Below are 18,461 nucleotides of genomic sequence, written 5' to 3'. Positions count from 1 at the left end.
TGGATTCTTAACGGTTCCTTAAGTAAGAATGGCCGAATGTCTCTGGGCAATGCCGCGCCAGCATCAGGTGCCGAGTGGATCGGGCACGTACCCCACGAGGACCTGGCGCGCGGCTCCCGGCCGCTGCGTCCCGACGAGGACCCGTTCTATGAACCGCCGAGCGGCTTTCAGCACGCCGAACCGGGCACGGTGCTGCGCAGCCGTGATGTCGAGCTGGCCTTTTTCGGCCTGATTCCGCAGAAGTTCACCGCGACGCAGCTGCTGTACCGCACCACCGACATGAATGGTGCGGCGGAAGCCACCGTGACCACGGTGATCGTGCCCGCCGAGCGGACGAACCGCGACGTCATACCCGTGATCTCCTACCAGTGCGCGATCGACGCGGTGTCCTCGCGCTGCTTCCCGTCCTACGCGCTGCGCCGCAAGGCGCTGGCTCCCGGGGCGCTCGCGCAGCTGGAGTTCCTGCTGATCGCCGCCGCGCTCGCCGAAGGGTGGGCCGTTTCGGTGCCCGACCACGAGGGCGCGCACGGACTGTGGGGAACGCCGTACGAGCCGGGATACCGCATTCTCGACGGCCTACGTGCGGCTGTGAGCTGCGAACGGCTCGGGCTCGACGAATCGGCGCCGATCGGGCTGTGGGGTTACTCAGGCGGCGGGCTGGCGTCGGCATGGGCGGCCGAAATGCACAGCCAGTACGCCCCTGAGCTCAATATCGTCGGCGCCGTGCTCGGCTCGCCCGTCGGGGACCTCGGACACGCCTACCGGCGGCTCAACGGCAGCCTGTACTCGGGGCTGCCCGCGATGGTGGTGGCCGCGCTGAGCCACGTCTATCCGGACTTGGACCGGGTCATCCAGGAGCACGCCACCGACGCCGGCAAGGCGATGTTGATGCGCATCCAGGACATGACCACCGCCCAGGCTGTGCTGCGGTTCGCGGGCATGGACATGGGCAAGCTGGTCGACCGGCCGCTGAACGAGATCCTCGATATGCCCGAGGTCAAGCACGTCTTCGACAGCATCAAGCTGGGCACCGCGGTGCCCACCCCGCCCGTGCTGATCGTGCAGGCCGTCCACGACAAGATCGTCTCGGTCGACGACATCGACGAGCTCACCGAGATCTACCGCAGTGGCGGTGCATCGGTGACCTATCACCGCGACATGTTCAGCGAACACATGTTGCTGCACCCGATGTCGTCGCCGATGGCGCTGCGCTGGCTGATCGACCGGTTCGACGGTAAGCCGTTGTCGGAGCATCTGGTCCGCACGACGTGGCCGACGCTGCTGAACCCGATGACCTATGTCGGAATGACGCGGCTGGTCCGCATCGCGGTCAAGGTGATGACGGGCCGGAAGGTGGAGCGCTCTCCGCTGTGACGTCCGCCGCGGTCGGCGGAGGCACGAACGCAGGCACCTCGACAGGCGGCCAGGCACCCAGATCGTCGCGCGCGGTGGACACCGCGGCCAGCGAGTAGACGAGCGCGGCCACCGCGGCGGGAAAAAGTATGGTTAGCACCGCCTGTATCGGGGAGGGCCCGAAGAAGACCGGCGGCGCCTCCACGACGTAGTGCACGCGGTTCTCGGGTGTCACCGGTGCGGCGGCCATGTCGATAGTCCCGTAGCGCAGGCGCACCAGGAGCGCCCCCACACCGGCGGCCACAACCGCGGCCAGCATGCATCCCGCCGCCAGTGCCGCGGTCATCACCGGTCCCCGGTGCGCGCGCCACTGCCACACGGCCGCCGCGGCGACGGCCCCCACGACGCAGAGCAAGCCGACCAGCAGGAAGGCCGCGACGAAGAAGTGGTCGCTTTCGTTGCCCAGGTGTGCGCGGACGCGATCACCGTCGCGTGTCAGCGCTACGACACCGTGGACAGGCGGCGCCAGAAACGCCCACAGCGCGCCGACCAGGGCACCGGCCGCCGCCAGTGCCACGACGACCATCAGCGCCGCACGGGTACGTGAGAACCGCGGCGGGGCACCGTCGTTCATCGCTGCTCCAGATCTTTGGAATCGGTCAGCCCGTGTCGTGAGCACTTAGCCGACCAGCCGTCGGGGCGCACCTGGACGATCATCCGCCTGCCGCATTCGGCGCAGAACCGGGGCGGCTCCAGACCCAACTGGGCCGCGGTCGGCACAGCGGTGCCGTCGGGCTCGCCGGTATAGACGTTGAACGCCATACTTCTACGTTCTACCGGCCGGCCTCAGAGGCTGGCATTTAGCGCCTTGATCGGCATCTGCAGATCGTCGAGCAGTTCGAGGTCGGACTCGGCGGGCCGGCCCAGCGTGGTCAGGTAGTTGCCCACGATGACGGCGTTGATCCCGCCGAGGATGCCCTTCTTGGCGCCGAGGTCGCCGAGGGTGATCTCCCGGCCGCCTGCGAAGCGCAGCATGGTGCGGGGCAGCGCAAGGCGGAAGGCCGCCACGGCCCGCAGCGCATCGGCGGCAGGTAGCACGTCGAGGTCGCCAAACGGGGTGCCCGGCCGGGGGTTGAGGAAGTTCAGCGGCACCTCGTGCGGATCGAGTTCGGCCAGGTTGGCGGCGAATTCGGCGCGCTGTTCGAGGGTTTCGCCCATGCCGAGAATTCCACCACAGCACACCTCCATGCCGGCCTCGCGAACCATCTGCAGCGTGTCCCAGCGCTCTTCCCAGGTGTGCGTGGTGACGACGTTGGTGAAGAACGACCGCGCGGTCTCCAGGTTGTGGTTGTAGCGGTGCACGCCCATCTCGGAGAGCCGCTCGACCTGCTCCTTGGTCAACATGCCCAGCGAGCAGGCGATCTGGATGTCGACCTCGTTGCGGATCGCCTCGATACCCGCGGCGACCTGTGCCAGCAGCCGCTCGTCGGGCCCGCGCACCGCGGCCACGATGCAGAACTCCGTCGCCCCGGTCTTCGCGGTCTGCTTGGCCGCCTCCACGAGGCTCGGCACATCCAGCCATGCGCTGCGGACCGGTGAGGCGAAAAGCCCTGACTGCGAACAGAAGTGGCAGTCCTCGGGGCAGCCGCCAGTCTTGAGGCTGATGATGCCCTCGACCTCCACATCGGGGCCGCACCAGGCCATGCGCACCTCGTGTGCCAACGCGAGCAGGTCGTCGAGGCGATCATCGGGCAACTGCAGCACTTGCAGCGTCTGATCCTGGTTCAGGCCTTCACCGCGCTCGAGCACCTGCTCACGTGCCACTGCCAGAATGTCGCTCACCAATCCACCTCTCGCCACTTGAACGGTGTTCAGGTTAGGGTACGGCCGTGCAGCTTCACAAACGCGACGTGGTGGCCGCGGCGGCGGCGCTGTTGGACAGCTACGGTCTGGCCGACCTGACCATGCGGCGGCTCGCGCGCGAGCTCGAGGTCTCCCCCGGCGCGCTGTACTGGCACTTCACCAGCAAGCAGGAGCTGCTGGGTGCGGTTGCCGACCGAATCCTCGAGCCCGTCAACGACGCCGCGGGAGGCTGGCGCGACCGGGTGTCGAGTATCTGCGTGGTGCTGCGCGATGCCCTGTTGTCGCATACCGACGGCGCCGAGTTGGTGTCGGCCAGCTTCTCGGCCGGGCAGTCGACCGCGATGGCGCGGATCGTCGACCGGCTCACCGAGGCCGCCTGCGACGCCGGGGTGCCTGTCGGCCATGCGGAGTTGGCCGCCCGCACCGTCGTGTACTACGTGCTGGGTTTCACCGTCGACGAGCAGTCGCGGCTGCAGTGGGACGCCGCCGGCGCCGACCTGCCCGGCGACCAGTCGGTGCTCACCGAGGATGCGTCCGCCCGGTTCCGCTTCGGGGTGGGTCTGCTCATCAGCGGTATCCGCGGCAGACAAGAGCAACCGGCCTAGAAGCCGCGGTAATTCTCGATGTCGTTCATCCACCGAGGATCTCCGGCGTCGATGGATGCGGTGAGGGCCCACATTTGCACCCCCTGGTCGTGCCCACTGACCATCGCGAAGCCGAGCTGGCGGTGTGTCTCGCTGGGCCCGGGCCGAATGATCACCTCGACGATCTTGTTCGGGCGACCCTCGGCCGTCACACCGGCGAATTCACCTTGTTCGTAGAGCGGGCTCTCATGTACGACGACGTTGTCGGCTTTGGGTGCTTCATTACCGCTTCCGACAAGGGATTCCACATCCGGATAAGTGTTGGCCGGATCCATTTTGAGAACCGGGGCGTACACGCACGAGAGCAGATTTTCGCCTTCGTCGGTCGGCGCCGACTTCTCGGCGTGGTCGACCACGGTCAGATAGGTGTTGACGATCGCCTGACCCGTGGCGTTCGCGTCGTCGAGAACCGCAAACGGTACGGGCGCTTTCTGACGGGAGGTGCCGGAGTCGTCGAGCGCGGCGCGCCACTTGTCGCGCCAGGCGTCGGCATGCTCGGAGATGTAGGGCACGCACCGATCGATCCGGTCGGAGTAACTCAACTTCATGAACTCCGAATGGGCCGACTCGATCGTGGTCGGAGGCGGACTGGGCTGGTAGAAGAAATTCATGATCAGCGAGGTGCCACCGACGATGGCGCCGATGATCGCGATCGCCGTCGTCGTCCACCAATGCTGCCGTCCCGGACTCCAGCCCGACATCCCGGCATCCTGCTCCGATTGCTTGGCCACCGAGGCGTAAGTTACCGGACCGATCGTCGCGAAATGGCAGATCAGCAGCGATCTCATAGCACTCGACTAGCGTTGCGTACGTGATCACCGTCGACGCTGTGCGACGTATCACCGCGACCTTGCCGCGGTCGTACGAGGCCGTGGTCCGCGACAGCATCAGGTTCCGGGTGGGGCGCCTCGTCTACGTCGCGTTTTCGCGCGACGAGACGGTGATGGGCGTCGCCTTTCTTAAGGAGGAGCGGGCCGCGATGGTGGCCGCCGAGCCCGAGAAGTTCGGGCTGCCGCGCAAGTCGGAGATGCGGTTCAACTGGATACTGGTCAAGCTCGACGCGATCGACCACGGTGAACTACGCGAACTGGTGATCGACGGTTGGCGGATGTGTGTGCCGAAAAGCGTTGGCGCAACGGTCAGTTGATCGGATACTCGATCCGCTTGTCACCGTCCCAGTGACGCAGCCCGGTCAGCGTGCCCCGCAGGTCGCGCCCCACCGACTTGATCGTCAGCGCGGCGGGCACCTTGTCGGGTGCGACGCGACGCGCCAACGTCACATGCGGTGTCCACTGCCCCGGATCCGCATGGCCCAGTACGCCGTTGGGCATGTGCGGCAGGCACAGCGCATGCACTCGGCGATGCAACGCCAGCAGTTCTTCGGAGGGCACCACCAGCCGCACCAGCGTGAAGACACGACCGCCGAACAGCATCGGCGCCCCGATGGTGCAGTCCAGCGGCAGTCGCTCCAGCACCGGACGGAGCGCGGTGTTGGCCACCTCGTCGAGGCTCTCGGCGACGGTCACCGTGACATGTGGCCGATTGCTCGGCGACATGTTGTTCGCCTGACTGCGGATCCCGGCGCGTGTCAGGTCATCCCAGACACCGCGGATCTTCGCGTCCGTGTCCGGGTCGAAGACCAGCTCGACCGAATGCACCATGTCTAGACCAAACTCTTGACCCACGCGGAGTCGAAGGTATCGGCGCTCATGCGCTCGAACTGCGACGCGGTCAGCGCGCCGGAACCCGCAGGCAGGATCCCCCGCACGGGAGCCAGTTCTGCCAGCGCGGCGCGGTTGCCCTGCTCGGCGACTCCCGGCGACGACGGCCACGCGCCGATCACCAGGCCGGCACACGGAACACCCTCGTGTGCAAGCGCTTCCAGTGTCAGCGCGGTGTGGTTGAGCGTGCCGAGCCCGGCCCCGACGACCACCAATACCGGTGCACCCAGGTCGGCCGCGAGGTCGCGCAGCGTGGTCCCCGCTCCGATCTCGACAAGCAGCCCGCCGGCCCCCTCCACCAGCGTCAGCGACGCGGCCGCGGCCCGCACCGACTCGACCAGTTCGGGGCGGGTCGGCAGCGTCATACCCGCTCGGCGCGCGGCAGCGGCGGGCGCGAGCGGTTCCGGGTATCGCCATCCGCCATGCAGCCGGGTCACACCCGAGAGCCGCCCGACGTCGGCGAGGTCGTCGTCGTGGGGGCTGCCGGTCTGTACGGGTTTGCACACCGCGACGTCGATGCCCGCGAACCGGGCGTGGCATGCCAGAGCTGCGGTGGCGATCGTCTTTCCGACGCCGGTGTCGGTGCCCGTGACGAGGAGCGTGCTCACCGGCGCGCGGTCCCCAGCACGTCGGCGAGCACCTCGGCCGCCAACCGCATCTCGTCGTCGGTCAGCGACGCCCGCGCGGTCAGTCGCAGCCGCGACGTGCCTGCCGGCACCGTCGGCGGCCGGAAGCACCCCACGCGCACACCGTGGTCCAGGCATGCCACCGCGGCGCCGAAGGCTACGTCTGCGTCGCCGAGAACCACTGATACGACAGCCGATTCGGGAAGGTCCGACACCGAGCAGATCGACGCGAGCTCCGCGGCGCGGTCGATCACGGCCCGTGCGCGCCACGGCTCGGCGACCAGGATGTCGAGCGCAGCCCAGGCCGTACCGACGGCGGCCGGCGCCAGCCCGGTGTCGAAGATGAAGGGCCGCGCCGCGTCGATCAGGTGGTCACGCACAGCCGTCGGACCCAGCACCACACCGCCTTGGCTGCCCAGCGCCTTGGACAGCGTCGTCGTCATCACGATGTCGGGCGCACCGGCCAGGCCGACTTCGTGCAACAGGCCGCGTCCGCCCGTGCCGCGGACGCCGAGACCGTGCGCCTCGTCAACGATCAGCAGTGCGCCGTGGCGACGGCAGACGTCGTGCAGGGCGCGCAACGGTGCGAGGTCCCCGTCGGCGGAGAAGACGGAATCCGTCAGTACCACCGCGCGCTCCTCGCGGCGCGCCGCCACCGCCGCCTCCACCGCGGCGACGTCGCGGTGTGGCGTGACGACGACCCGCGCCCGCGACAACCGGCACGCGTCGACCAACGAGGCGTGTGTCAACGCGTCGGACACCAGCAGCGACCCCGCACCCGACAATGCGACGACCGCGCCGAGGTTGGCGGTGTAGCCCGACGAGAACACCAGCGCAGCCTCGGCACCGACGAATCCGGCCAGCGCCTTTTCGAAACCTTCGTGCAGTTCGGTGTTTCCGGTGACAAGGCGCGATCCGGTGGAACCCGCGCCCCAGGTCCGCAATGCGGCCACCCCGCCGTCGATCACCGCGGGATGCTGCGACAGGCCCAGATAGTCGTTGGAGGCGAGGTCGAGCTCGGTGCTGACGGGTGGTCGCGCACGCAGGGATCGCCGCAGCCCCGCGGCGCGCCGCTGCCTTTCGACATCGTCGAGCCACGCCAGCGGTGAGAGACCTGCGCGCGTCACCGTGCTCCTCGCATAGGACTTGAACAGCGTTCAGGTTAGGGCACCCGCGTGTGGCTCCACAAATGCGGGTCCTGCGCTGATGCCTTTAACGGGTTACCTGCACTCACCGGGTGCGTGCGATCAACCGCTTAGCGCCCGGGCAACCGCAGCCATCCCCGCGGTGATCTGCCCGATCTCCTCGGACGTGCAGATGTAGGGCGGCATCGCATAGATGAGGTTGCGGAACGGGCGCAGCCACAGGCCGTGCTCCAGCGCCGCGGGCGTCGCCACCGTCAGGTCGACGGGACGGTCCATCTCGATGACGCCGATCGCGCCGAGCACCCGCACATCGGCCACAGCGGGCAGCGATGACGCGGGCGCCAGCCCCGAGCGCAGTCCCGCCTCGATGTCGCTGACCCGTGTGCGCCAGTCCTGGTCGAGTAGCAGCTCGACCGCGGCGACCGCGACCGCGCATGCCAGCGCGTTGGCCATGAACGTGGGCCCGTGCATCAGGGCGCCCGGCTCGTTGGAGCTGATCGTGTGGGCGACCTCCCGTGTGCAGAGCGTCGCCGCCAGTGTGATGTAGCCGCCGGTGAGGGCCTTGCCGACGCACATGATGTCGGGGCTCACGCCCGCATGGTCGGCCGCGAACAGTTCACCGGTGCGGCCGAAGCCGGTCGCGATCTCGTCGAAGATCAGCAGCACCTCGTGCCGGGAGCAGATGTCGCGCAGCTCGGCGAGGTAGCGGGGGTCGTGGAATCGCATCCCGCCCGCGCCCTGCACGACGGGTTCGACGATCACCGCGGCCAATTCGTCGGCGTGTTCGACCAACTGCTTCTCGAACGCCTGGACGTAGCCGGCGTCGTAATCGCGCGGCACCGCCGGTGCGAACTCCTGGGCGACCAACACGTCCGTCCACAGCTGGTGCATCCCGCCGTCCGGGTCGCACACGCTCATCGGGGTGAAGGTGTCGCCGTGGTACCCGCCGCGCCACGTCATCAGGCGATGCTTGGCACCTCTACCCCGGCTGCGCCAGTACTGCAGCGCCATCTTCACGGCCACCTCGACCGACACCGACCCCGAGTCGCTGAAGAACACGGTGTCCAGGCCGTCGGGAGTGATTTCCACCAGTAACTGCGCGAGCCGTGCGGCCGGTTCGTGCGTGAGCCCGCCGAACATGACGTGATTCATGGTGGCGAGTTGCTCGGTGATCGCCGCGTCGAGCACCGGATGACCATGGCCGTGGATCGCGGTCCACCACGACGCCATCGCGTCGAGAACCCGCACCTCGCGCCCGTCGTGATGGAGGCTGAGCCAAGCGCCGCGCGCACCGACCGCGACGACGGGAGCCAAGGCTTCCGCGCCGATCGTGCTGTAGGGATGCCAGACGTGGGCGGCGTCGATCGCACCGATCTCGGCGGGCGTCATGGCTGGCACCTTCGGTAGATTATCGGTCGACCATGATGACCCTCGCCCCTCCCCGGTCGGCGCCCGTCAGCTATCCGGGACGTCCGTTGCGCGCCGCGAAAGCCTCGACCGGCAGCCGCTCCTCAGCGGCCTACCGGCATGACCTCGACGGTTTGCGCGGTATCGCGATCGCGCTCGTCGCGGTGTTCCACGTGTGGTTCGGCCGGGTGTCCGGCGGTGTGGACGTGTTTCTGGCGCTGTCCGGCTTCTTCTTCGGCGGCCGGTTGCTGCGTTCGGCGATGACGCCGGGCGTGTCGCTGCGGCCGCGTCCGGAGGTGACACGGCTGATCCGGCGGCTGCTGCCCGCCCTGGTCGTCGTGCTCGCGGCGTCGGCCGTGCTGACCGTCCTGATCCAGCCGCAGACGCGATGGGAGACCTTCGCCGACCAGAGCCTGGCGAGCCTCGGCTACTTCCAGAACTGGGAACTGGCCAACTCCGCGTCGAACTACCTGCGCGCGGGCGAGGCGGTCAGCCCGCTGCAGCACATCTGGTCGATGTCGGTGCAGGGCCAGTTCTACATCGCGTTCCTGGCCATAATCTTCCTGTCCGCCTTGCTGTTTCGCCGGGTCTTCGGCCGATACACCCGGGTGGCGTTCGTCGTGCTGCTCAGCGCGCTGACCATCGCGTCGTTCATCTACGCCGTCCACGCCCACAACGCCGACCAAGCCACCGCGTACTACAACAGCTTCGCCAGGGCGTGGGAGCTGCTGCTCGGTGCGCTGGTCGGTGCGCTCGTAACGCATCTGCGGATGCCGATGTGGCTGCGGACGACGGCCGCGGTGGTGGCGCTGGCGGCGATCCTGTCGTGCGGCGCACTGATCGACGGCGTCAAGGAGTTCCCCGGGCCGTGGGCGCTGGTCCCCGTCGGCGCCACCGTCCTGTTCATCCTGTCCGCGGCGAACCGGGTGGCCGACCCGCACACCGCAGGACGGATGCCGCTGCCCAACCGGCTGCTGGCCACGGCGCCCTTCGTATCGCTGGGCGCGATGGCCTACTCGCTGTATCTCTGGCACTGGCCGCTGCTGATCTTCTGGCTGTCCTACACCGGGCACAGTCGCGCCACCTTCCTCGAAGGGGCGGTGGTCCTGCTGTTGTCCGGGGTGCTGGCGTGGCTGACCACCAAGTACGTCGAGAACCCGCTGCGCTACCGAAGTTCCTCGGCCCAGCGCACCGCCGCGCCGAAGAAGGCCCGCCGGCGCAGGCCGCCGGTGGTGCTGGGGTCCGTGGTCGCCCTGCTCGGTGTGGCGTTGACCGTCACCTCGTTCACGTGGCGTGAGCATGTGCTCGTCCAACGCACCAACGGCGCGGAGCTCGTGTCGCTTTCGACACAGGACTACCCCGGCGCCGCTGCTCTGCTGAGCAATGCCAGGGTGCCCAAGCTGCCGATGCGCCCGAGCGTGCTGGAGGCCAAGAACGACTTGCCGGAGACCACTGAGGACGGGTGCATCAGCGACTTCGAGACCGTCGACGTGATCAATTGCGCGTACGGTGACAAGAACGCCAAACGCACCATCGCGCTTGCCGGCGGATCCCATGCCGAACACTGGATCACCGCGCTCGACCTGCTCGGCAAACGGCACCACTTCAAGGTGGTCACCTACCTGAAGATGGGCTGCCCGTTGACCACCGAGGAGGTGCCGCTGGTGATGGGCGACAACCGCCCGTACCCGAAGTGCCACGAGTGGAACAAGCGGGTGATGGCCCAGATCGTGGCCGACCGGCCCGACTACGTCTTCACCACCTCCACGCGGCCATGGAACATCAGGGCCGGCGATGTGATGCCCTCGACGTATGTCGGCATCTGGCAGGAACTGTCCGCCAACAAGATCCCGATCTTGGCCATGCGGGACACGCCGTGGTTGGTCCGGAACGGTGAACCGTTCTTCGCCGCTGACTGCCTCGCCGACGGCGGTGACGCTATCTCCTGTGGAACACGGCGATCCGACGTACTCTCGGAGCGCAACCCGACACTCGATTTCGTCAAGCGGTTCCCGCTGATGAAGCCGCTCGACATGAGTGATGCGGTGTGCCGCAAGGACATTTGCCGAGCTGTGGAGGGGAACGTGTTGCTCTACCACGACGCTCATCACATCTCGAAGACGTATATGCGCACGATGGCGCCCGAACTCGGGCGTCAGATCGCCGCCGCCACCGGTTGGTGGGTTGGCTGATGCCTTCCGGCGAACCGGCGGCGGTACCCACCGTCTGGCCGGGGGTGGCCTATCCCCTCGGGGCAACCTACGACGGCGCGGGCACCAACTTCTCGGTGTTCTCCGAGGTGGCCGATCGAGTCGAACTCTGCCTGATCGGCAAGGACGGCGGCGAGGAGCGCATCAACCTCGAGGAGGTCGACGGCTACGTCTGGCACTGCTACCTGCCGACGGTCACCCCGGGACAGCGCTACGGCTTTCGCGTGCACGGCCCGTGGGACCCCGCGGCCGGCCACCGGTGCGACCCGAGCAAGCTGCTGCTCGACCCGTACGGCAAGTCGTTCCACGGTGACTTCGAGTTCTCCCAGGCGCTGTTCTCCTACGACTTGAACGCCGAGGATCTCGCCTCCGGCGGTACCCCACCCCGCATCGACTCCCTCGGGCACACCATGACCAGCGTCGTGATCAACCCGTACTTCGACTGGGTTTCCGACCGCGCACCGCGCACGCCCTACCACGAGACGGTGATCTACGAGGCCCACGTCAAGGGCATGACGCAGCGACATCCTGGCATCCCCGACGGGCTCCGGGGCACCTACGCCGGCCTGCACCATCCGGTGATCATCGACCACCTGAAGTCGCTGAACGTGACCGCCATCGAGTTGATGCCGGTGCACCAGTTCCTCCACGACCACCGGCTCATCGACCTCGGGCTGCGAAACTACTGGGGCTACAACACTTTCGGGTTCTTCGCACCACATCACGAGTACGCGGCCAACAAACACGCCGGCGGCGCGGTCGCCGAGTTCAAGACCATGGTGCGCGCGTTCCACGAGGCCGGGATCGAGGTCATCCTCGACGTGGTCTACAACCACACCGCCGAGGGCAACCACCTCGGTCCGACACTGAACTTCCGGGGCATCGACAACGCCGCCTACTACCGGCTACTCGACGGCGATCTGCGCCTGTACAAGGACTTCACCGGCACCGGCAACAGCCTCAACGCCCGCCATCCCCACACCCTCCAGCTGATCATGGACTCGCTGCGCTACTGGGTGATGGAGATGCACGTCGACGGGTTCCGCTTCGACCTGGCCGCCACCCTGGCCCGGGAGTTCTACGACGTCGACCGGTTGAGCGCGTTTTTCGACCTGGTGCAACAGGATCCGGTGGTCAGTCAGGTCAAGCTGATCGCCGAACCGTGGGACGTCGGCGAAGGCGGCTATCAGGTCGGCAACTTCCCAGGTTTGTGGACCGAGTGGAACGGGAAGTATCGCGACACTGTGCGTGATTACTGGCGGGGCGAGCCCGCAACCCTCGGCGAGTTCGCATCGCGGCTGACCGGTTCGTCCGACCTCTACGAGGCGACCGGCCGGCGCCCTAGTGCGAGCATCAACTTCGTCACCTGCCACGACGGCTTCACGTTGAACGACCTGGTGTCCTACAACGAGAAACACAACGAGGCCAACGGCGAGGACAACCGCGACGGCGAGAGCCACAACCGGTCGTGGAACTGCGGTGTCGAGGGTCTGACCGACGATCCGGACATTCTGGCGCTACGCGGTAAGCAGATGCGCAACATCATGGGCACGTTGATGGTTTCGCAGGGCACGCCGATGATCTCGCACGGCGACGAGATCGGCCGCACCCAGCGGGGCAACAACAACGTCTACTGCCAGGACTCCGAGCTCTCCTGGATGGACTGGTCGTTGTGCGAGAAGAACGCCGACCTGCTCGAGTTCACCCGTAAGGTCACCCAGCTGCGCAAGGACCACCCGGTGTTCCGCAGGCGCAGGTTCTTTGAGGGCAAGCCGATCCGCAGCGGCGATCAGGTGCGCGACATCGCGTGGTTGACCCCCGCCGGTGAGGAGATGACCCTCGAGGACTGGGGCACCGGGTTGGGCAAATGTGTTGCGGTGTTCCTCAACGGTGACGCCATCTCGGCGCCGAACGAACGCGGAGAGCGGGTCGTCGACGACTCGTTCCTGTTGTGTTTCAACGCCCATGACCGTCCACAGCACTTCGTCACCCCCTCGGGTTACTACGCGAAGGAGTGGACCGCGGCGCTCGACACCGCAGACGCCACCGGGTCCACCGAGCTGGTGGCCAAGGCCGGGGAGAAGATCTTGCTGCCTGCGCGCTCCCTGCTGGTGATGCGTAAGACGGCCTGATGGCGCGACACATGCCCGTCCGATCCACGTACCGTCTCCAAATGCGCGGCGACGCTTTCACTTTCGCCGACGCCGAGAACCTGCTCGACTATTACGCGGCGCTCGGCGTTTCCCACCTGTACCTGTCGCCGATCCTGACCGCGGCCGAAGGCTCCACCCACGGTTACGACGTCACCGATCCCACGACGGTGTCCGCCGAACTCGGTGGACCCGAGGGGTTCGCGCGCCTGTCGCGCGCGGCCCGCGACAAGGGCATCGGCTTGATCGTTGATATCGTGCCCAATCACGTCGGTGTGGAGAAACCGCGGCATAACGCGTGGTGGTGGGACGTGCTCAAGCACGGGCGCGAGTCGGCCTACGCGTCCTATTTCGACATCGACTGGGACCTCGACGGCGGGCGCGTCGTAGTGCCGGTGCTCGGATCCAACGACGACGCCGACAATCTCGAGGTCGACGCCAGCGGCGCTGAGCCCGTGCTACGCCTCGGCGACCTCGTGTACCCGATCGCACCCGGCACCGAGGACGGGACCGGTCCGCAGGTGCACGATCGGCAGCACTATCACCTGATCGGCTGGAAGGCCGGGGCGAGCGAAGCGACGGGCGAAATGTCCGGTATCTGCGGCTATCGCCGGTTCTTCTCGATCACCTCGCTGGCCGGATTGCGCCAAGAGGACCGCGCCGTTTTCGATGCCACCCACGCCGAGGTGAAACGGTGGTTCGACGAGGAATTGGTCGACGGCATCCGCATCGACCACCCGGACGGGCTGTCGGATCCGGCTGGCTATCTGACCTGGCTGCGCGAACTCACCGGACCCGATGCCTGGATCGTGATCGAGAAGATCCTGGCCGCCGACGAGCCGCTGGAACCGACGCTGCCGGTCGCCGGCACCACCGGTTATGACGCGATGCGAGAAATCGGCGGCGTATTCATCGACCCGTCGGGCGAGGAACCGCTGACCGACCTGTTCGACTCCACCGGGTTGGCCTACAGCTCGATGCCGGATCTGGCGCGCACGCTCAAGGCGAATGCCGTCACGGTCACCCTGGGCAGCGAGCTGGCCCGGTTGCGCCGCACCATCGTCGGCGCCATCGGTACCGACCATGACGACCTGCCCGCGGCGATCGCGGCTCTGCTCAGCCACATCGACGTCTACCGCTGCGACTACCGCTCGCTGTCGGGTGTCCTGCCCAGCGCGCTGGCCGAAACAGCCAGTGCAGAGCCTGAATTGGCCGAGCCCCTGGCCTTGATCACGACCGCGCTGGCGGTCAACAACGAGGCCGAGGTCCGGTTGCAGCAACTGTGCGGTGCGGCGACGGCGAAGTCAATGGAGGACTGCCTGTTCTATCGCGACGCGCGGCTGGTCTCCCTCAACGAGGTCGGTTCCGAACCGCACCATTTCGGGGTCAGCGTCGCCGAATTCCACCAGCGGGCTGCGGTGCGCGCGCGGATGTGGCCTGATGCGATGGTCGCGACGACCACCCACGACACCAAACGCGGTGAGGACGTGCGCGCGCGCATCGGGGTGCTGTCGCAGGTTCCGTCGCTGTGGGCGCAGTACGTCACCGCGTGGGAGGAACGCACTCCATCTCCCGACCGCGCCACCGTATTCTTTCTGTTGCAGAACGTGTTCGGGGTCTGGCCTGCGGACGGAACGGTCACCGAGGAGCTGCGCGAGCGACTGCACGCCTACGCGGAGAAGGCCATCCGCGAAGCCGCGGTGCACACCACCTGGAACGATCCGGACGAAGGTTTCGAAACCCGGCTTCACACCTGGATCGACGCCGTGATCGACGGCCCGGTGGCCACCGAGTTGACCGGTTTGGTCGCACGGCTCGACCTGCATGCCCGCAGCGACGCGCTGGGCCAGAAACTGTTGGCGCTCACCGTGCCCGGGGTCCCCGACGTCTACCAGGGCACCGAACTGTGGGAGGACAGCCTGGTCGACCCGGACAACCGCAGACCCGTCGACTACGCGGCTCGCCGCAAGGCGTTGGAGGCGATGCGCCATCCGAAGCTGCGGGTGGTCACCTCCGCGCTGGCGGTCCGGCGGGAGCGGCCCACGACGTTTTCGACGGGCGGTTACACCCCCGTGCTGGCCGACGGGCCGGCGGCGCAACACCTCGTGGCGTTCCAGCGCGGTGACGACGTGCTGACCGCCGTCACCCGGCACTCCGTACGGCTCTCCGAAACCGGCTGGGGAGAAACAGGTCTCACTCTGCCCGCAGGCACCTGGGCGGACCGCATCGGCGGGCGCCGGCACACCGGGCGGGTGCTGGCCGCCGAACTCTTCACCGAACTGCCGGTCGTACTGTTGGAGCGGGTCGATGGCTGAATTCAGCGTGTGGGCGCCGCGACCGCACCGGGTCAAGCTCGACGTCGACGGTGAACTGTACGACATGACCCGCTCCGACGACGGGTGGTGGCGCGCCGACGTCGAGGCCCGTCCCGACGCGCGCTACGGTTTCGTCCTCGACGACGACCCCAAGGTGCTCCCCGACCCCCGCTCCCCCCGTCAGCCCGACGGTGTGCACGAGAGGTCGCAGCTGTGGCAACCGGATCCGTCGGCATGGACGGACGGCGACTGGTCCGGGCGCTCGATCGAGGGTGCGGTGATCTACGAATTGCACGTCGGAACCTTCACTTTCGAAGGCACTTTCGACGCGGTGATCGAGAAGCTGGACTACCTCGTCGACCTCGGCGTCGACCTCATTGAGCTGATGCCGGTCAACGCCTTCGGTGGCACCCACGGGTGGGGTTACGACGGTGTGCTGTGGTACGCCGTCCACGAACCCTACGGCGGGCCCGACGCGCTCGTGCGCCTGATCAACGCCTGCCACGAACGTGGACTCGGGGTGCTGATCGACGCCGTGTTCAACCACCTGGGCCCCTCGGGTAACTACCTGCCCATGTTCGGTCCGTACCTGTCGACGGGCAGCAATCCGTGGGGCGAGTCGATCAACATCGCCGACGCCGACGCCGACGAGGTGCGGCGCTACATCATCGACTGCGCCCTGCGTTGGATGCGCGACTTCCACGCCGACGGGCTGCGTCTGGATGCGGTGCACGCCCTCGTCGACACGACGGCGATCCACATCCTCGAAGAGCTATCAGCCGAAACCGATGCGCTGGCAGCAGAGTTGGGCCGGCCACTGTCGTTGATCGCCGAGAGCGACCTCAACGATCCGCGGCTCATCACCCCCCGCGACCAGGGCGGCTTGGGGATGACCGCGCAGTGGGACGACGACATCCACCACGCGATCCACTCCGCAGTGTCCGGCGAACAGCAGGGCTACTACAACGATTTCGGAACCGTCGAGGCGCTGGCCACCACGTTGAAGAACGGTTACTACCACGCCGGCACGTACTCGTCGTTTCGGCACCGCAGGCACGGGCGACCGTTGGACACCGCCACGATTCCGGGCACCCGCCTACTGGCGTATACATTGACCCACGATCAGGTGGGCAACCGCGCCGTCGGAGACCGGCCGTCGCAGAACCTGACGTTCGGTCAACTCGCCGTCAAAGCCGCCTTAGCGCTCGGAAGCCCTTATACGGCCATGCTTTTCATGGGCGAGGAATGGGGGTCGTCGTCGCCGTTCCAGTTTTTCAGCTCGCATCCGGAGCCCGAACTGGCGCGGGCCACGGCGGAGGGCCGCAAGCGCGAGTTCGCCGAACATGGCTGGGACGCCGACGAGATCCCCGATCCGCAAGACCCCGAGACATTCGAGCGCTCGAAGCTGAACTGGGATGAGATCGACGAGGGCGACCACGGCCGACTGCGGCGGGTATACCGCGAGCTGATCGCGTTGCGGCACAACGAGCCCGATATGGCCGACCCGTGGCTGGACAACCTCGGGATCGACTACGACGAAGACCGGCGCTGGATCGTGATGCACCGCGGGTCGCTGTCGATCGCATGCAATCTGGGCACCGACGCGGTCGACGTCCCGGTCACCGGCGAGGTGGTGCTGGCTTGGGGCGAGCCCGAGGTCGCCGAGGACACCACCCGCATCGAGGGGCATTCCTTTACCGTCATCCGCCGAACGTGAAGTCGTGCGCCGATTGCCTCAGAGCAGGTAGCGGTACGCCGGTGAGTCCGGTTCGAGCGCCTCGACGTGGATGTCCGAGGCGCGCATGCGCTCGAGCAGGCCCTCGAAGTCGGTCGCCGAACCCAACTCGATCCCGACCAGCGCCTCACCGGTCTCGCGGTTGTTGCGCTTGACGTACTCGAACAAGGTGATGTCGTCGTTGGGGCCGAGGATCTGGTCGAGGAACCGGCGCAGCGCGCCCGGTTCCTGCGGGAAGTCGACCAGGAAGTAGTGCTTGAGGCCGAGATGCACCAGCGAACGCTCCAGCACCTCGCCGTAGCGCGACACGTCGTTGTTGCCGCCCGAGATCACGCACACCACAGTCGATCCCGGCTCAATGTCGGCCTCCATCAACGCGGCCACCGACAGCGCTCCCGCCGGCTCGGCGATGATGCCCTCGTTCTGGTATAGGTCGAGCATCGCGGTGCATACGGCGCCCTCGTCGACGGTCGTCATCGATACCATGTCGCCGGCCGCCGCCAGCACCTCGTACGGCAGCGTTCCCGCACGCTTCACCGCCGCACCGTCGACGAACTGGTCCACGTCGTCGATCGTCACCGGCTCACCGGCCGCCAGCGCCGCGATCATCGCGGGCGCCCCCGCCGGCTCGACGCCCAACACGGAGGTGCCGCTGGTTCGTTCGACCAGATAGGTGGTGATGCCGGCGATGCATCCGCCGCCCCCGACCGGGACGACGACCAGGTCGGGTTCGGTGTCGAGCTGATCGATGACCTCGGCGGCGATCGTGCCCTGTCCGGCCATCGTGCGCAGATCGTCGTAAGGCGGCACCAACGTCGCACCCGTGCGGGCGATGTCTTCGGCCGCGGCGGCCGCGGCGTCGTCGTAGGTCCGGCCGCCGACGATCAACTCGATGAACTCGCGGCCGTGGTATCGGATCCGGTCGCGCTTCTGCTTCGGCGTCTTGCCCGGCACGTAGACCCGGCCGCGCACGCCCATCGAGCGGCATGCCATCGCGAAGCCCTGCGCGTGATTGCCCGCCGACGAGCACACCACGCCTGCGGCCAACTCGTCGGGGGACAACTGCATCAGCAGGTTGTGCGCGCCGCGCAACTTGTAGGACCGCACCGGCTGCAGATCCTCGCGCTTCAGATACACCGCAGCGCCGGTGGCATCCGAGAGCCTCTCGCTGAGTTCCAGCGGGCTGCGCAGGACGACGTCCGCAATGCGCTGAGCGGCCTCATCGATATCCGCCGCACGAAGTGGCGACGTCCTCGGGCTTTGCCTCAGTTCAGCGGACACCGGTCAATGGT

Annotated in this window: 16 protein-coding genes; 7 read left to right on the top strand and 9 right to left on the bottom strand. The window is 67.4% G+C overall.

What is annotated here, in order from left to right; genetic code table 11:
• The first annotated feature begins 36 nt into the window (after nt 1-36).
• A complete protein-coding gene (locus AU192_RS09705; protein ID WP_064395551.1) occupies nt 37-1,374 on the top strand; it encodes a lipase family protein in 1,338 nt (445 codons plus the stop codon).
• Here AU192_RS09705 and AU192_RS09700 read toward each other — a convergent pair.
• Genes AU192_RS09700 through bioB form a run of 3 tightly spaced genes read right to left on the bottom strand, consistent with a single transcriptional unit; the run spans nt 1,331 to nt 3,195 of the window.
• A complete protein-coding gene (locus AU192_RS09700) occupies nt 1,331-1,987 on the bottom strand; it encodes a DUF2567 domain-containing protein (RefSeq protein WP_064395550.1) in 657 nt (218 codons plus the stop codon). The two genes, AU192_RS09705 and AU192_RS09700, sit on opposite strands and share 44 nt — an antisense overlap.
• Nucleotides 1,984-2,175 (bottom strand): biotin synthase auxiliary protein BsaP, encoded by a 192-nt coding sequence (gene bsaP / locus AU192_RS09695; RefSeq protein ID WP_064395549.1) that lies wholly within the window; start codon nt 2,173-2,175, stop codon nt 1,984-1,986. Before bsaP ends, AU192_RS09700 begins: the two co-directional genes overlap by 4 nt.
• Before the next feature lie 24 nt (nt 2,176-2,199).
• The gene (gene bioB, locus AU192_RS09690; protein ID WP_064395548.1) at nt 2,200-3,195 is read right to left on the bottom strand and encodes a biotin synthase BioB; all 996 of its coding nucleotides are present in this window, start codon (nt 3,193-3,195) and stop codon (nt 2,200-2,202) included.
• 47 nt (nt 3,196-3,242) lie between these two features.
• Between bioB and AU192_RS09685 the strand changes: the two genes are divergently transcribed.
• Entirely contained in the window at nt 3,243-3,821 is a 579-nt protein-coding gene (locus tag AU192_RS09685; protein ID WP_064395547.1) for a TetR family transcriptional regulator, read from the top strand.
• Here the strand turns inward: AU192_RS09685 and AU192_RS09680 are convergent.
• Entirely contained in the window at nt 3,818-4,648 is an 831-nt protein-coding gene (locus AU192_RS09680) for a hypothetical protein (protein WP_064395546.1), read from the bottom strand. The genes AU192_RS09685 and AU192_RS09680 overlap by 4 nt on opposite strands.
• 23 nt (nt 4,649-4,671) lie before the next feature.
• On the opposite strand from AU192_RS09680, the gene AU192_RS09675 reads away from it, so the two are divergent.
• The gene (locus AU192_RS09675) at nt 4,672-5,007 is read left to right on the top strand and encodes an MmcQ/YjbR family DNA-binding protein (RefSeq protein ID WP_064395545.1); all 336 of its coding nucleotides are present in this window, start codon (nt 4,672-4,674) and stop codon (nt 5,005-5,007) included.
• Here the strand turns inward: AU192_RS09675 and AU192_RS09670 are convergent.
• The 4 genes from AU192_RS09670 to AU192_RS09655 form a co-directional block, all read right to left on the bottom strand.
• The gene (locus AU192_RS09670) at nt 5,000-5,521 is read right to left on the bottom strand and encodes a 2'-5' RNA ligase family protein (RefSeq protein ID WP_064395544.1); all 522 of its coding nucleotides are present in this window, start codon (nt 5,519-5,521) and stop codon (nt 5,000-5,002) included. The genes AU192_RS09675 and AU192_RS09670 overlap by 8 nt on opposite strands.
• Nucleotides 5,522-5,523: 2 nt before the next feature.
• The gene (gene bioD, locus AU192_RS09665) at nt 5,524-6,189 is read right to left on the bottom strand and encodes a dethiobiotin synthase (RefSeq protein WP_064395543.1); all 666 of its coding nucleotides are present in this window, start codon (nt 6,187-6,189) and stop codon (nt 5,524-5,526) included.
• Nucleotides 6,186-7,334, bottom strand: a complete 1,149-nt coding sequence (locus tag AU192_RS09660) for an 8-amino-7-oxononanoate synthase (protein ID WP_064395542.1) — start codon at nt 7,332-7,334, stop codon at nt 6,186-6,188. The genes bioD and AU192_RS09660 overlap by 4 nt, the downstream gene beginning before the upstream one ends.
• Before the next feature lie 120 nt (nt 7,335-7,454).
• Nucleotides 7,455-8,741: an adenosylmethionine--8-amino-7-oxononanoate transaminase gene (locus tag AU192_RS09655; RefSeq protein WP_064395541.1), complete on the bottom strand. Its 1,287-nt coding sequence runs from the start codon at nt 8,739-8,741 to the stop codon at nt 7,455-7,457.
• 32 nt (nt 8,742-8,773) lie between these two features.
• Between AU192_RS09655 and AU192_RS09650 the strand changes: the two genes are divergently transcribed.
• Genes AU192_RS09650 through treZ form a run of 4 tightly spaced genes read left to right on the top strand, consistent with a single transcriptional unit; the run spans nt 8,774 to nt 17,151 of the window.
• The gene (locus tag AU192_RS09650; protein WP_064395540.1) at nt 8,774-10,951 is read left to right on the top strand and encodes an acyltransferase family protein; all 2,178 of its coding nucleotides are present in this window, start codon (nt 8,774-8,776) and stop codon (nt 10,949-10,951) included.
• A complete protein-coding gene (gene glgX / locus AU192_RS09645; protein ID WP_064395643.1) occupies nt 10,951-13,101 on the top strand; it encodes a glycogen debranching protein GlgX in 2,151 nt (716 codons plus the stop codon). Before AU192_RS09650 ends, glgX begins: the two co-directional genes overlap by 1 nt.
• A gap of 11 nt (nt 13,102-13,112) precedes the next feature.
• Nucleotides 13,113-15,434 (top strand): malto-oligosyltrehalose synthase, encoded by a 2,322-nt coding sequence (gene treY / locus AU192_RS09640; protein WP_064395642.1) that lies wholly within the window; start codon nt 13,113-13,115, stop codon nt 15,432-15,434.
• On the top strand, nt 15,427-17,151 hold the full coding sequence (treZ, locus tag AU192_RS09635) for a malto-oligosyltrehalose trehalohydrolase (RefSeq protein ID WP_064395539.1): 1,725 nt from the start codon (nt 15,427-15,429) through the stop codon (nt 17,149-17,151). The genes treY and treZ overlap by 8 nt, the downstream gene beginning before the upstream one ends.
• Before the next feature lie 18 nt (nt 17,152-17,169).
• Here treZ and ilvA read toward each other — a convergent pair whose 3' ends face one another.
• Nucleotides 17,170-18,450: a threonine ammonia-lyase IlvA gene (gene ilvA, locus AU192_RS09630; protein WP_064395538.1), complete on the bottom strand. Its 1,281-nt coding sequence runs from the start codon at nt 18,448-18,450 to the stop codon at nt 17,170-17,172.
• Nucleotides 18,451-18,461 lie beyond the last annotated feature (11 nt).

Origin of the sequence: Mycobacterium lehmannii (assembly GCF_001499925.1) — a bacterium.
GTDB lineage: Bacteria > Actinomycetota > Actinomycetes > Mycobacteriales > Mycobacteriaceae > Mycobacterium > Mycobacterium lehmannii.
Note: the sequence above shows the minus strand (reverse complement) of the source record. Positions and strands in the feature narration are given on the sequence as shown.